Raw genomic sequence first — 13,734 nt, 5'->3', positions numbered from 1 at the left:
GCGATTACTGCGCCGGACGGCAGTCCTTCAGCCAGATGACATGCTTATATTCGTCGAAATCCTCGACCGTGCCGGTCAGCTTGATGCTCTTGTTCGGCTTGAGCTGGAGCGAAAAAGCGGCCTGCCCCGGCGCCATATAGCAGACGATGTCGGTCTTGAACGGCGCCTGGTTGGGCAGGCGGATCGCCTGCTCATAGGGCTGGGGGATCTTGTAGCCGACGCGGAAATCCTTGCCGTCCTTCGTCACATAATCGACGAGGCCGTCGATCGTGAACTGCTTGCCCTTGTAGCGGGTCAATATGCCCGCGGCGTTGCGTTCGGTGTCCTTCGACACCTGCTGCGAGAAACCCAGCGCGCTGATCTTTACCGGCGCGGCGGCGACGGTGGTTGCGGTTGCGCCCTTCTTCGCCGCGGCCGCCCCGGCCTTGCCGCCCTTGATCTGGTTCAGGATTCCGCACATTTCGGCCTTTGCCGCATCGCTGCCGACCGACTGGCCGGCGCGCAGCTTGGCCTCCATGACGACGGTGCCGATCCCGCCGGTCTGCGTCGCGGTGATCTGGATCGGAAAGGCGCGAACATTGCCCGTCATCGGCTGTTCGATGAGCATCGATCCATATTCGGCCTCGTCGGCCATGATGTCATAGCCCTTGGCGGCGACGATACCGCGCATCTGGCCGATCGCGACCGCGGGGGGCAGGTCGGCGACGGTCACCGCCGCGGTGAAGCGCAGCGCGGTGATCGGATTGCCCTTTTTGACGAAGGCTTCCTCGCAGGTCGCGGCATTGGCGGTTCCGGCGGTGAAAAACAGTGCGGCCGGCGCGAGCGCGGCGGCGAGGCGGGAATAAGTCGTGGTGCGCATGGGTGCTCCCTGAAATGTTTATGTTATGCGACTTATGTTGTGTGACGCGTCTGCCGCAGCGAATGCCCGCCTGCAATGGCTAAGTTACCAATATGGTGGCGCTTTAGCCGCGGACGAGCGTCGCGCCGATCGGCGCTTGACCTCAACCGGGCTTGAGCTTTCATAAGCGCGGGACAGTTGATTCGCGAACCGGAGCCTTGTCCATGCTGCATTATCCCGCCGCCCCGCCGTCCGACCCCGCCGATGACGATGCCGATGCGCCCGCCGAGGCCTTCCTGCCGCGCTACCTGGCGCGCATCGGCTATGCCGGGCCGGTGGCGCCGACGCTGGAGGTTCTGGCCGCATTGCAGGCCGCGCATATCGCGGCGATCCCGTTCGAGGCGATCGATGCGCTGACGGGCGCGGGGATCGACATCGGCGCGCCGGCGGTCGACGCCAAGCTGATCGGGCAGCGGCGCGGCGGCTATTGTTTCGAACAGAACAGCCTGTTCCTTCGCGCACTGCTCGCCATCGGCTTCGACGCCGAGGGGCTGCTGGGCCGGGTGCGCTGGATGCTGCCCGACGATGCCCCGCCGACGCCGCGCACGCATATGGTCGTGCGGGTCCGGTTGGGCGGACGCCCCTGGCTTGCCGATGTCGGGTTCGGCGCGGCGGTGCCGCCGCAGCCGCTGGCGATGGACAGCGAGGAGCCGCAGCCGACGCGGCACGAAAGTTACCGCGTCGTGCGGCATGGCGACGCGTGGCAGGTCGCCGCGTCGATCGAGGGCGAATGGCGGACGCTTTACCGGCTCGATCATGTTGCGCCGCCGGCGATCGATTACGAGCTGGGCAACTGGTATACCTCGGCGCATCCCGACTCGCATTTCCGTCACCAGCTGATCGCGGCGCGCACGACCGCAGAGGCGCGTTATGGCCTGCGCGACAACCGGCTGACGGTGCGGCTGACCGACGGGCGTATCGACCGCCGCTACCTGTCCGCCGACGAGATCGAACGCACCTTGGCGGAGATTTTCCTGTTGCCCGTGCGGCCGCACTGGCGCGCCGCCATCGAGCGCGCCGCGACCGCGGAGATCGTCGGCTAGTCGCACCGCGGCTTGACTCGCCCTCGCCCTCGCCTTCTCATGCTCCGACAAGAAAATAGCAGGAGCGGAATGCCATGGCCCTTGTTGCATCGCAGCGGGTTTTCGAGCGCCTGAAGGTCGCACCACTGACGCCATCGATCGGCGCCGAGATTTCGGGGATCGACCTGGGCGAGGAGCAGGACGGGGCGGTGATCGCCGAAATTCGTGCCGTGCTGCTCGCGTATAAGGTGATCTTCTTTCGCGACCAGTTCATCACGCCCGAACAGCATATCGCCTTTGCGCGCCGCTTCGGCCCGCTCGAAATCCATCCCGCGACACCCAAGGACCAGCCCAATCCCGAGGTGCTGCATATCGCGCACGGACCCGATTCGCGTGGGCGCGAGAATGAATGGCATTCGGACGTCACGTGGCGCGCCGAACCGTCGCTCGGGTCGATCCTGCGTGCGATCGAGGTGCCCGAGGTCGGCGGCGACACGCTGTTCGCCGATATGGCGGCGGCGTTCCGCGGCCTGTCGCCGGCGATGCAGGACTGGTGCCGCTCGCTAAGCGCGGTGCACGATATCGCGCGGGTCTTTGCGCGAAGGCTGGGCAAGAGCATCGAGGAATTGCACGAGCAATATCCGCCGCAGCTCCATCCGGTGGTGCGCACGCATCCCGAAACGGGCGAGCAGGCGCTCTACGTCAACACCGCCTTCACCAGCCATATCGAGGGCGTATCGGGGCAAGAGAGCGAATGGCTGCTCGCGCATCTTTACCGCCAAGCCGCGGTGCCCGAAATCCAGTGCCGTTTTCGCTGGCGCGCGGGCTCGATCGCCTTCTGGGATAATCGTGCCGGCCAGCATTATGCGGCGTCGGACTATTTCCCCGCGGTGCGGCGCATGGAGCGGGTGACGATCGCGGGCGACCGGCCATTCTATCGCGACGAACGCTGAGAAAATGGTGGCCGATCCCAAGCCCGTGCTGCTGTCGGGCGGCAATCCGCAAATTCCGAAGGGCTATGGCGACGCGCCGGTGCAGGCCTATATCGCGGCGATGCCGGGGTGGAAGTCGGACGCCTGGCGGCGGCTCGACACGCTGATCGAAAAGACGGTTCCGGGGGTCGCGAAGGCGGTCAAATGGAACTCGCCTTTCTATGGCGCGCCGGGGCAGGGCGGGGAACCGTCGCTCTGGTTCCTGAGCATCCATTGCTTCGACAAATATATCAAGGTTGCCTTCTTTCGCGGCCAGTCGCTCGACCCGGTTCCGCCGGTCGCGTCGAAGAGCGGCGACACGCGCTATTTCCATATCCAAGAGGACGACGAGGTCGACGCGGCGGCGTTCGCCGACTGGGTGAAACAGGCCGCGGCGCTGCCCGGCGAGAAGATGTGAGGAGCAGGATATGGCATCGGAGCTGATCGACGCGAAAATTGCCGGGCTCGGCGACTGGCGCGGGGCGACGCTCGCCAAGCTGCGCGCGCTGATCCACGATGCCGACCCCGAGGTCGAGGAGGTGGTGAAGTGGCAGAAGCCATCGAACCCGTCGGGGGTGCCCGTGTGGGAACATGCGGGGATCCTCTGCACGGGTGAGACATATAAGGACAAGGTCAAGCTGACCTTTGCCAAGGGCGCAGCGCTTGCCGATCCCAAGACGCTGTTCAATTCGAGCCTCGACGGCAATACGCGGCGCGCGATCGACCTGTTCGAGGGTGACGGCGTCGACGAGGCGGCGTTCAGGGCGCTGGTGCGCGCGGCGGTCGAGGCCAATCTTGAAAAGCCCGCGAAAGCGAAAAAGTAGCGCGAAACGGGACCGGCTACGCCGCTCTGCAATATCCGCGTTCGCCGCGGGGCAAGGGCCAGCGGCCGTGGACGATATGGCGCGCCTGACCGGTCACGCTTTCGACAAGCAGCATCTCGGTGGTGGTCCATTCGACCGGACCGATCGCTTCGGCGCCGAATCCGTCGCCGCGATAATTGATCGTGACGTGAAGCTCGGGCGGCAGGTTGAATTCCTTGAAACCATGCTGCTGAAAATATTCGGCAAGCTGCCGCTGAAATTCCCATGCAGCCGTAAGTGGCACCGAACTTCGCAGCGTCGTCGCCCTGCGGCATTCGATCCGGTCGAGCCGCACAGGGAAAGCGCCGGCGCGGAATTCGTCCAACCCGCGGATGACAAGTTCGAGGAAGCCGGCGGGGGCTTTGGCGAGATCGCCAAACACTGCGAGCGTCATATGCAGCAGATCGGCCCCGCGGCGCCCGTCATTCCGGGGCAGGGCGCTTATGTGCGCCGCGATATCGGCCGGCGGCTTGACCATCAGATAGAGAGGGCGTCGTGCGATAATCCTGCGCGGCATGATCGGTTCCTCCTGATGTCGAATCGGCAAGGGCGAGAGGGATCATGCCGATAGAACATATAGGGAACAAATTCAAGCGCGTGGATCGCGGATCAGTCGCAGCCCATGCCTTCCTTGCGGGCGGCCCAGCCGATCGCGCCGTCGACCATGCGCATATGGATCGGGTCGGACCATGCCTCGGCCTTGTGGCCGAGCGCCGAATAGAAAATGCGCGCGCGGCCCTCGCAGCGCCACCAGACGAGCGCGTGTTCGCCCATCTGCAGCTTGGGTTCGAGGCGCATCTTCTTTTCGTCGAGGCGCACGAGAATGTGCGTATCGGCGGCAGGCGGCGCGTCCCAGCTGTAATATTCGTCGGTCCACGGCCAGATCGCGGACAGGTGGCGCGTCGCGGGGTGGCTGCGGTCCGCGGCGATGAGATTGCTCTTCTGGAACTGGTCGGCGCCGCCCGGGTGGCCGGTGAAATTGCCGTTGCCGCGCATCTTCACGAACCAGCCCGGATGGCTGCCGTCGCCCGCGCTGTGGAGGCCGACGAAACCGCCGCCCTTCGCGATCCATGCCTGAAACGCCGCACGCTGGTCGGCCGTATAGATGTCGCCGCTGGCATTGGCGAAGACGATGACGTCGAATTTGGCGAGTTGTTCGGGGTTGAAGACCGCCGCATTTTCGGTGGCAAAGCTGCTCCAGCCGCGCGCCTTCACAAGACGCTCGATCGCGGGCACCGCCTCGGCAATGCTGTCGTGGCGATAGCCGTTGGTCTTGCTGACGACCAGCACCGCGGGGCGCGTCAACGGTGGCAGCTCGGGCGCTACGCTGTCGAAGCTGGGCGCCGGGCGGCGCGGGTCGGGTGCGGGAGGCGCCGCCGTTTGCGCGGCGAGCAGAAGCGCCGCCGAAGCCGCGAATACGAGCTTCATTTCGTTGCCGCGCGCGGCCGCGGGAGTGCGGCGCCGTTCACCATCGGCGGGGCATAGGGACGAACGGTCCCGGTAAAGATGCCCGCAGCGATCGCGGGGTCGGCGGCGAGGATCGCCTCGGCCGCGGCCTGGTCGGGCGCGCGCAGCAGGACGAGGCCCGAATCGGTCCCGACGGGCCCCGCCGTGGCGATACGGCCGTCGCGGAACAGCGCCATCCAATAGTCGAAATGGGGCCGCAGTCCCTGTTCCGAAAAGGGGCGCCCGGGTTTCCAGGCCCGCCCGGGCACCAGCGCGAGCGCAAAGAGCGGCGCGGCGGCCGCCTCGGTCGCCGGAGCCGGAGCTGGGGTGCCGCCCCGCTTCATGTGCCACATCGCGTTGACGATGACCCAGCGTTCGCCGAACTTGCCCATGTGGAAATAGTCGACGAACCACGGCGTCTCGACCCGCACCGCCGCCGCGTCGCCCGCGACGTCGAGGATCCTGCACGCGCGGTCCCACTCGGCCTTCGGGGTCTTGAGCGCGCCGCGCTTCGTCAGGTCGACCAGCTCCTCGCGGCTCATGCGTTGCAGCCCCAGCCGTTCGTCGGGGGTGTCGCCGAGCACGCGGCGCTTGGCGAGGTCGGGGTGGAGCGCGCGCTTGACGCGTTCGGGATCGCCCTCGAGCTGGCCGTCGACATAATCGAAGCAGGTCGCCTCGATCGCGGCGAGATCGGCGGGGGGCGTGGCAGGGACGGGCGTTGCGGTCGCGGCGGCGAGGGTGAGCAGGGTCGTCAGCATGGCGGCGGCTCCGGTCATGGGTTCGGGTGGCGCAGCCTAGCGCGATTTTCCGGTTAGTCGATGATCGGCGCGCCTTCGGCCTGCAGCCGGGCGAGATTGTCTTTCATCGCCTGCAATATTTCGGGCGCGTGCGGGGTCCAGCTTTCGACCTCGCCGACGATGCGCAGCGGGAAACGCGAGCGATAGCTTCGCGTCGGGTTGCCGGGGAATTTCTTGTCGGTGAGGTTGGGGTCGTCGAACCAGTCACCGGTCGGCTCGACGATATAGATGCGCTCGCGGCCGTCCCCGGCGGCGAGTTCGCAGCCCCAGATCGCGGACTCCAGTGCGGCGGAGAAATAGATCCACGACATCGGCGCCGCCTGGTAATTGCTGCCCCGGCCGGCGACGAGCAGGTCGCCGATGGCAAGCTCGGCGCGCGTGCCGTGATAGAAGGTGGCGCCCGCGTCTGGTCCGATCGGGGAGGGGCCGGTGGGGGTAGTGCCGGTCACGGCGTCAATATTCGTTGCGTTCGCTGCGCAGTACCGCCTTGCTGTCCTTCCAGTTCACCTCGGCGGCGGGTTCGTCGGCCTTGCCGGGCGCGAAGAGTTCATAGACGACCGTCCCGTCCTCCTGCGTGCTTTCGATGACGCGCGCGGGGGTGAAGGCGTCGGCCGCGGCGCCGGCGGCGGTACGCACCGGGGCGGGCGCGTCGGCCCAGGCGATGTCGCGCTGCATCTCGACGACGCGATATTTTCCGGCCTCCTCGATCAGGTCGAGCTCGACTTCGCTGCCGTCGGGGCGCGTTCCCTCGACGTCATAGAAGATCTTGCCGCCGCGTTCCTTGCGCTCGGCCTCGGCGATTGTCATGCCGGGGACCTTGGCGAGCACCGCATCGCGCACGCCGGGCGGCAGGTCGGCCGCGGCGACCTTGCTGATGTCGGCGGCAGGGCCGTCGGCGAGCACCGACTTTTCGGGCGCCGCGGCAGGCGCCTCGGCCTTGCCGCATCCGGCGAGCGCCAGCACCGCACCCATCATCAACCCAGCCTGTCCACGCATCGCTGCTCTCCCGATATTGCCTGAGACCGCCAGCCTATCGGCGCCGCGCGGGCAAGTCGAGCCGCGTGCGGTTCGTGCTTGCCTGGTCGCGGCGGGCTGACAGGCAGGGCGCGGGTCGATGGAGGAACTATGTTTCGATCGATCCGTGCGCCGATGGCGGCGCTGACCCTCGCGCTTACCCTTTCGATGCCGCGGCCGACACCGACCGCCATTATGGCGACGCGATCCAGGACTTTCTCTACAACTGGCTGAAACCCCCGGCTTGACGCCGGTCGCCGGGCAAGGGATGTCGGGGCAAAGGGGGAGGGCGTGATGATCGACGATGTGCCGGATATGTTGCTGCGGCATCGCCGCGCGGTGGGGATTGCGGCGATCGTGCTGGCGATCCTGACCTGGACGGTCGACCTGACCGACCTCGTCTATCATTGCCCCTATTGCCGCGTGCAGCGGACGATGATCGGCGCGCTGGGCCTGCTGCTGATGCTGCCCAATCCCGCGCACTGGCTGGTGCGCTATCTGTCGGCGATCTTTGCGCTGTTCGGCCTCGTCGTCGCCAGTACCCAGCATTTTCGTGGCTGGGCAAAGATCATGGGCGGCAAGTTCAGCTGGGGCGAGCAATGGTATGTGAACGCGTGGATGCTGTCGGGCTTTGCGATCTTCATCCTGACCGCGCTGGTGCTGCTGATCTGGCGCTGGCGGCCGGCGCCGAGCGGGGATGCGGGCTGACGCCTATTCGCGGTCGTCCGACGGGTCGAGCCGCACCGTCCACACCGGATGCCCCGCCTCGCTGCGCTCGATGGCGTGGCTGGGGACCATGTCGTCGCCGGTCTCGATCCAGCCGCGCCCGTCGCATTTGGGGCAGGCGTGGCGGATCGAGCGGTGGCTGACGAGGTCGATCTGCGTGTTCCACTGGCCATAGCCCGCGCAGATCGGGCACAGCTGGTCGAGATTACCGCTGCGGTGGCGCCGCGAAATGCCGTCGAGCGCGTGCGGGTCGCCGGGGCCGGTGCAATATATAATGTTCGAGGGGTGCGACATGGGAAATCCTTTCGCGCGCTACGCCCGGCCCGGCCGGAACATCGGGGTCAGGACCGGCGAGGTTCCGGTGCGGATCTCGCCGATGATGTCGAAGCCGAAGCGCCGGTAGAGCGGGATGTTGCGCGGGTTCGAGCTTTCGAGATAGGCGGCGCGGCCGTCGGCGTCGATCACCGCGATCGCCGCCTCCATCAGCGCGGTGCCGAGCCCGCGGCCGCGATGCGCGGGATCGGCGGCGATCAGCGGCAGGTACCAGACCGGCTCGGCCGGGTGGAAGCGGTCCATCTGGCCGACGAGTTCGTCCATTTCGGCCTTCCGGTGCGCCGGCGTCTGTTCGTCCATGATCGCGGCCATGACCTCGCCGTCGGGCTCGACCCCCGGCGGCAGCCAGGTCGCGACCGCCGCGCCGTCGTCGGCGACGAACGCCGTCCCATGCTCGAACGCCGCGCCGCCGAAGGCGCCGAAAAATTCGTGGCGGCGGCTCATATAGGTCGCGGCGTCGGGCGAGGCCCAGCGCGCCACCGGATCGGCGGCAAAGCCGAGCACCAGCGTGTGGAGCAGCCGCGCCCTGTCCGCGGGTATGCCGATACTGATCTTCGCCATGGCTCGCGCTTCCCTTCGTGCCTGTGCCGCGCTCAGTCGCCGGGGGGCGTCAGCGCCCAGCGTCCGTGCTCGACATGCATGGTTTTTCCCACAACGCTTTCGATCAGGAATATTTCCCCGACCGTCCAGCCGATCGGCGGCATTTTCTGTGCGTTCAACCGGTCGCCGCGATAGTTGATCGTGATGTGCGGTTCGGGGGTGGTGCCGTCCATGATCGGCGCCTTTTCGCGCAGCAGATGGTTCACCAGCGCCTTCTGGAACGCCCGCGCCTCGGCCAGCGGATCGCGCGTGCGCAGCGTCACCGCCTTGCGGTTCTCGATCCGGTCGAAGCGGAGCGGGAAGGGGGCCGCGGCGAAGCCGTCCAGCGCGGCGATGGTCGCGGGCAGCCACTCGGGCGGCGCATAGTGGAGGTCGTAGAGCGAGATGAGCGTGACATGGAGCAGGTCGGGGCCGCGTCCGGGGTCGTTGCGCGGCAGGGCGGCGATTTGCGCCTGCACCTCCGGCGGCGGCTTGGCCATGACATAGAGGGGGTTCCGGGCGCGCATGGGTGGGAGTGTAGCACGATGCGGCTGCAAGGCCGATCGGGCTTAGCCAGGAACGTAAATCCAGATGTGGCGAGGCCCGCCCGAAAGCGATCGAAGGCTCTTGGCCGCTTCGGGTTGAACCGGACGTCCGTCGCACGGATTGTCGTAAATCGACGCCATTTCAATAAGGCTTCCCCGCGGCGCGCTATACAGTTCGACCACGCCGGTAATGAGGTTGCGATTGCCCAGCCCGACAGCGCCCCACAAATCGTGCAGTTTCTTGTCTTTTGCGCAGCGATTTTCGGTCTTCAACATCTTGCGGATTTCTTCGACGGCGCGCGGATCGCCGCCGATCGCGGCGCCGGTCAGAAGAATTTCGGCCTTGGTCGCGTCCTTTTCCACGCCCGTGCCATCGCGATACGCCAATCCCAGCGAGTAGCGCGCCGAAACCTCGCCGGCCTCAACTTCCTTGGTCAAGACAGGAATAGCCGCTGCATGGTCGCCGCTTGTGTATAAATTCATGCCCGGCGTTCTTTTTACGCCCGCCGCACAAGCCGAAAGCGCCGCTGTCAGCATAATAGATGCCCCCAGCTTGCCGATCGATTTCATTGCATCCCCCTCGTAATATTCATTTGCTACTGATGCTATGTTGTGCGCTCGTTGTCCAGCGCCTCAGTTAGTGTAGGTCGTAGAGCGAGGTCAAAGTGACATGGAGGAGGTGGTGCCCGCGCGAAGGGTTGTTGCGGGGCAGCGCGGCGATCTGCGCCTACACCTCCGGCGGCGGCTTGGCCATGACATAGTGGGGGTTTCGGGCGCGTATGGGGGGGGCATGGTGTTGGGGGCGAGGCCCACCGCTGTCGGCACCGTGTGGCGCGGAATTTGGGGGTTTAGTAAACCTTCGCTGCAATTCCGCCGTAATCTCGTAATTCTATCGCAACATGCAGCATCGTTTGAATTTTTTTCCGGAGTCACAAGGGCAGGGTGAGTTTCGGCCTGTCTTTTTGGAGGATCGAGCCTGGTCACGGACGGGCGGAGGAAATTCGTAGTGGCGCTCTCTACGTTCCTTTCCGGTTTTGAAAAAACGCAGCTCTTCGTTCAGTTTTTGGTACTCATTTCGAAGTTCGTCCGTCCAATTATCAAACTCCATCAGTAGAAGGTCTTCGGAATTGATATCAGCATACTTGGGAGCATCTATAGCTATTCCGATCACTCGCTGCAGAGAAGGAGATCTTATTTTTGCAGCGGCGCAGGCAATCTCGAGGAGTTTCGTCCTTACCGATCTGTAATCTTCACCATAGGCCTCTTTTTCCACTACTTTCAGTTGTAGGAAAACATACACAGTGCCTTCAAAAAACGATGGCAACAGGGTAAGATTCCGCATGATGGGTGCGTTGTTTTCGGGGAACTCCCGAATTGCACGTAATAAGTGATCTGATAGCGTTCGGCGTACAAACCGAGGCTCCTTTGCCATAAAGGATATCGCGCTTCGTCCCCTGAATGGGTCGCCATTCCCCATAAGTGTTCCGCTGAGCGCGTTCTGGGATGTAATTTGTATCAGGCGGTCCCAAAGGTATGAGCTTTTGTTCGCCTCCATTCGGCGCTTATATGCAGGCGATTTAATGAATCCTGCATATTCCCCTTCTCCAACATGAAAGAAGTTTATATCTGACGTCGATCCAATCTTGTGATCTTTAGAAACTTTGTCAAAATTCAGAAGATAATGAGCAACTAAATCCTCTTCTCCGCAGTAGGTAATAAAATCATGTCGACGAATTGCGTCGACTTTGGAGTTAAGGTAACGTGAAAAATCAAAAATCGTATCAAGTTCGGAGAGGACTACTTTAAGATTCTGAGAATCAAATACGTGGACCGGATTGGTTTTATCTAGGTCAAGGAAGAACGGCTCCGTCATCGGTGCGACCTTGGGTGGGCCATACGCGATAGCCAAGCTGCCCGAAACATTGTCGACGGAATGGGCGCGGCAAGCTTCCATTGCTCCATGGGCGACAACAATTTTGTGAATTCTTGCGTCCGATGGAATTTCAAGCGGGAATTCGACCTGCTTTCGATCATCTAAATATATAGGGCGTCCGGACTTGAGGTAGCGTTCTGCGCCGATGGCCGACTTTATCTGCTTATCAACGACTTCTTTTCTCCATCGAGGCCACTCGACAGACAGGTCGACATCGTTTCTCTTGAGGCGCTGGCTCTCACGATCAAAGAAAACGAGAATGTCTTTATCAAAAACGACGATTAGGTCGCATAGCTCTTTGCCATCTTCCTTGAATGGGTTTGGATAACTCCAAAGCTTCAAGAAAGAACGCTCACATAAATCAGCTAAGTGTCTTTCTGTCGGAGTTACTCCGTCAGATTTAAGAACGGGCACGAATGAACCTCACTATACGATTCAGAAGTTGAAAATTTCCAGCTTCTGAATCGATAGTGATTTTTCGGGTCTTCTTCAATCGTGCTCGCGCCCACCCGCGCCCATGTAAAGCTCGCTTCCCGTTTCCTTGAACAGCTCGCTCATCTCGGCCATGCCCTTTTCGGCTTCCTCGGCTGCGAGGAAGTTTTCGGCGGGCTGGTTCTGCTTGGCCGCGAACTCGCGGACTTCCTGGCTGATCTTCATCGAGCAGAATTTGGGGCCGCACATGCTGCAGAAATGGGCGGTCTTGGCGCCCTCGGCGGGCAGCGTCTGGTCGTGATATTGCTCGGCCGTGTCGGGATCCAAGCTCAGGTTGAACTGGTCGCGCCAGCGGAATTCGAAGCGCGCTTTCGATAGCGCGTCGTCGCGGACCTGTGCGGCGGGGTGGCCCTTGGCGAGGTCGGCGGCGTGCGCGGCGAGCTTGTAGGTGACGACGCCGACCTTCACATCGTCGCGATCGGGCAGGCCAAGATGTTCCTTGGGGGTGACGTAGCAAAGCATCGCGGTGCCGTACCAGCCGATCTGCGCGGCGCCGATGCCGCTGGTGATATGGTCGTAACCCGGCGCGATGTCGGTGGTGAGCGGCCCGAGCGTGTAGAAGGGCGCCTCGCCGCACGCTTCGAGCTGCTTGTCCATATTCTCCTTGATCTTGTGCATCGGGACATGGCCCGGCCCCTCGATCATCACCTGCACATCCTGCGCCCAGGCGCGCTTGGTGAGCTCGCCCAGTGTGTAGAGCTCGGCGAACTGCGCCTCGTCGTTCGCGTCGTAGATGCTGCCGGGGCGCAGGCCGTCGCCGAGGCTGTAGGCGACGTCATAGGCCTTCATGATCTCGGTAATCTCGTCGAAGCGTTCGTAGAGGAAGCTTTCCTTGTGATGCGCGAGGCACCATTTCGCCATGATGCTGCCGCCGCGCGACACGATGCCGGTCATGCGCTTGGCCGCGAGGGGGACGTAAGGCAGGCGGACCCCGGCATGGATGGTGAAATAGTCGACGCCCTGTTCGGCCTGCTCGATCAGCGTGTCGGCGAAGATTTCCCAGGTCAGGTCCTCGGCGATGCCGCCGACTTTCTCGAGCGCCTGATAGATGGGGACGGTGCCGATCGGGACGGGCGAATTGCGGATGATCCATTCGCGCGTGTCGTGGATGTTGCGCCCCGTCGACAGGTCCATGACGGTGTCGGCGCCCCAGCGGATCGACCAGACCATCTTGTCGACTTCGCTCGCGACGTCGGATGCGACCGCGCTGTTGCCGATATTGGCGTTGATCTTGACGAGGAAGTTGCGGCCGATCGCCATCGGCTCGCTTTCGGGGTGGTTGATGTTGCTGGGGATGATCGCGCGGCCGCGTGCGACCTCGTCGCGGACAAACTCAGGAGTGACGTAATCGGGGATGCTGGCGCCGAAGCTTTCGCCGTCGCGCTTATACTCGGCGAGGCGTGCGCGGCCGAGATTTTCGCGCTCGGCGACATATTCCATCTCGGGGGTGATGATGCCGCGGCGGGCATAGTGCATCTGGCTGACGTTCTGGCCCGGCTTGGCGCGCAGCACCTTCTTCCTGACGTTGGGGAAGGCGGGGACGCCGCCGCTGCGGTCGGGGCCGAGCTGGCCATTGTCCTCGGGGCGAACCTCGCGCTGGCTCACTTCCTCGACGTCGCCGCGGCCGAAAATCCAGTCGCGGCGGAGTTCGGCGAGGCCGGCGTTGATGTCGATCGTCGCATTGACGTCGGTGTAGGGGCCGCTGGTGTCATAGACGCGGACCGGGGGCTCGCCCGAATGCGGGTCGAGGTCGATCTCGCGCATCGCGACGCGGATGCCACTGCCGGTCTGCGTCGCGACATGGATCTTGCGGCTGCCGCGGATCGGGCCGGTGGTGACGCCGATCGGGGTTGCGGTGCCCTTTGCGAGGCGGGAATCGATGTCGGCCATGTGCAGTCGCTCCATATGTTCGGAGCGAGAATGGGGATTCCGATTGGGGAATACCGACCCTCCCTCCGCCGGTATTAGCCGGATCAGGTTCAACGGGTCGCGGTTTATTCCGCTCTCAACCGGCCATTACAGACGCGGCTCCCCGGGGATGGACGGGGTTATAGGCGGCGGCGGATGCGCTGTCCATTGATGATGGCGACGCGGCGGTGGTAAAGGGCGACGAGG

At 63.9% G+C, this 13,734-nt stretch carries 17 protein-coding genes and 1 riboswitch; of the genes, 5 read left to right on the top strand and 12 right to left on the bottom strand.

Going from position 1 to position 13,734, the window contains the following annotated elements; translation table 11 throughout:
- Positions 1–4: 4 nt before the first annotated feature.
- On the bottom strand, positions 5–859 hold the full coding sequence (locus tag ACIPPQ_RS11710; protein ID WP_446544254.1) for a hypothetical protein: 855 nt from the start codon (positions 857–859) through the stop codon (positions 5–7).
- Between the two features lie 203 nt (positions 860–1,062).
- Between ACIPPQ_RS11710 and ACIPPQ_RS11705 the strand changes: the two genes are divergently transcribed.
- The 4 genes from ACIPPQ_RS11705 to ACIPPQ_RS11690 all read left to right on the top strand — a co-directional run bounded on the left by ACIPPQ_RS11705 (position 1,063) and on the right by ACIPPQ_RS11690 (position 3,715).
- Positions 1,063–1,941, top strand: a complete 879-nt coding sequence (locus ACIPPQ_RS11705) for an arylamine N-acetyltransferase family protein (protein ID WP_446544253.1) — start codon at positions 1,063–1,065, stop codon at positions 1,939–1,941.
- A gap of 74 nt (positions 1,942–2,015) precedes the next feature.
- A complete protein-coding gene (locus ACIPPQ_RS11700) occupies positions 2,016–2,873 on the top strand; it encodes a TauD/TfdA dioxygenase family protein (RefSeq protein WP_446544252.1) in 858 nt (285 codons plus the stop codon).
- A gap of 4 nt (positions 2,874–2,877) precedes the next feature.
- Positions 2,878–3,309, top strand: coding sequence for a DUF1801 domain-containing protein (locus ACIPPQ_RS11695; RefSeq protein ID WP_446544251.1), 432 nt, complete (start codon positions 2,878–2,880; stop codon positions 3,307–3,309).
- A 10-nt stretch (positions 3,310–3,319) separates the two neighbouring features.
- Complete coding sequence (locus ACIPPQ_RS11690; RefSeq protein WP_446544250.1) at positions 3,320–3,715, top strand: DUF1801 domain-containing protein; 396 nt, start codon at positions 3,320–3,322, stop codon at positions 3,713–3,715.
- A 16-nt stretch (positions 3,716–3,731) separates the two neighbouring features.
- Here ACIPPQ_RS11690 and ACIPPQ_RS11685 read toward each other — a convergent pair whose 3' ends face one another.
- The 5 genes from ACIPPQ_RS11685 to ACIPPQ_RS11665 form a co-directional block, all read right to left on the bottom strand.
- Positions 3,732–4,271 carry a 2'-5' RNA ligase family protein gene (locus ACIPPQ_RS11685; protein ID WP_446544249.1) on the bottom strand — a complete coding sequence of 180 codons (540 nt, stop codon included), beginning with the start codon at positions 4,269–4,271 and terminating at the stop codon, positions 3,732–3,734.
- Positions 4,272–4,363: 92 nt separating this feature from the next.
- Positions 4,364–5,182 carry a ThuA domain-containing protein gene (locus ACIPPQ_RS11680; protein ID WP_446544248.1) on the bottom strand — a complete coding sequence of 273 codons (819 nt, stop codon included), beginning with the start codon at positions 5,180–5,182 and terminating at the stop codon, positions 4,364–4,366.
- Positions 5,179–5,958: a nuclear transport factor 2 family protein gene (locus tag ACIPPQ_RS11675; RefSeq protein ID WP_446544247.1), complete on the bottom strand. Its 780-nt coding sequence runs from the start codon at positions 5,956–5,958 to the stop codon at positions 5,179–5,181. Before ACIPPQ_RS11675 ends, ACIPPQ_RS11680 begins: the two co-directional genes overlap by 4 nt.
- A gap of 53 nt (positions 5,959–6,011) precedes the next feature.
- Positions 6,012–6,446, bottom strand: coding sequence for an NAD(+)--rifampin ADP-ribosyltransferase (arr, locus tag ACIPPQ_RS11670; RefSeq protein WP_446544246.1), 435 nt, complete (start codon positions 6,444–6,446; stop codon positions 6,012–6,014).
- Between the two features lie 4 nt (positions 6,447–6,450).
- Positions 6,451–6,993: a hypothetical protein gene (locus tag ACIPPQ_RS11665; protein WP_446544245.1), complete on the bottom strand. Its 543-nt coding sequence runs from the start codon at positions 6,991–6,993 to the stop codon at positions 6,451–6,453.
- A gap of 309 nt (positions 6,994–7,302) precedes the next feature.
- Between ACIPPQ_RS11665 and ACIPPQ_RS11660 the strand changes: the two genes are divergently transcribed.
- The gene (locus ACIPPQ_RS11660) at positions 7,303–7,719 is read left to right on the top strand and encodes a hypothetical protein (RefSeq protein WP_446544244.1); all 417 of its coding nucleotides are present in this window, start codon (positions 7,303–7,305) and stop codon (positions 7,717–7,719) included.
- Positions 7,720–7,722: 3 nt separating this feature from the next.
- On the opposite strand, the gene ACIPPQ_RS11655 is transcribed toward ACIPPQ_RS11660, so the two are convergent.
- The 6 genes from ACIPPQ_RS11655 to thiC form a co-directional block, all read right to left on the bottom strand.
- Positions 7,723–8,031, bottom strand: coding sequence for a hypothetical protein (locus ACIPPQ_RS11655; protein ID WP_446544243.1), 309 nt, complete (start codon positions 8,029–8,031; stop codon positions 7,723–7,725).
- 18 nt (positions 8,032–8,049) lie between these two features.
- A complete protein-coding gene (locus ACIPPQ_RS11650; protein WP_446544242.1) occupies positions 8,050–8,631 on the bottom strand; it encodes a GNAT family N-acetyltransferase in 582 nt (193 codons plus the stop codon).
- Between the two features lie 32 nt (positions 8,632–8,663).
- On the bottom strand, positions 8,664–9,149 hold the full coding sequence (locus ACIPPQ_RS11645; protein WP_446544241.1) for a 2'-5' RNA ligase family protein: 486 nt from the start codon (positions 9,147–9,149) through the stop codon (positions 8,664–8,666).
- Between the two features lie 69 nt (positions 9,150–9,218).
- Positions 9,219–9,764 carry a hypothetical protein gene (locus tag ACIPPQ_RS11640; protein WP_446544240.1) on the bottom strand — a complete coding sequence of 182 codons (546 nt, stop codon included), beginning with the start codon at positions 9,762–9,764 and terminating at the stop codon, positions 9,219–9,221.
- A 319-nt stretch (positions 9,765–10,083) separates the two neighbouring features.
- Complete coding sequence (locus tag ACIPPQ_RS11635; protein ID WP_446544239.1) at positions 10,084–11,541, bottom strand: YecA family protein; 1,458 nt, start codon at positions 11,539–11,541, stop codon at positions 10,084–10,086.
- 75 nt (positions 11,542–11,616) lie between these two features.
- The gene (gene thiC / locus ACIPPQ_RS11630) at positions 11,617–13,509 is read right to left on the bottom strand and encodes a phosphomethylpyrimidine synthase ThiC (RefSeq protein ID WP_446544238.1); all 1,893 of its coding nucleotides are present in this window, start codon (positions 13,507–13,509) and stop codon (positions 11,617–11,619) included.
- 43 nt (positions 13,510–13,552) lie between these two features.
- A riboswitch (TPP riboswitch) is annotated at positions 13,553–13,664 on the bottom strand.
- Positions 13,665–13,734: the final 70 nt, after the last annotated feature.

The sequence above is a fragment of the Sphingopyxis sp. LARHCG72 genome, assembly GCF_052871675.1.
The sequence above is the reverse complement of the archived record's forward strand: the minus strand, read 5'-3'. Positions and strand labels throughout refer to the sequence as shown.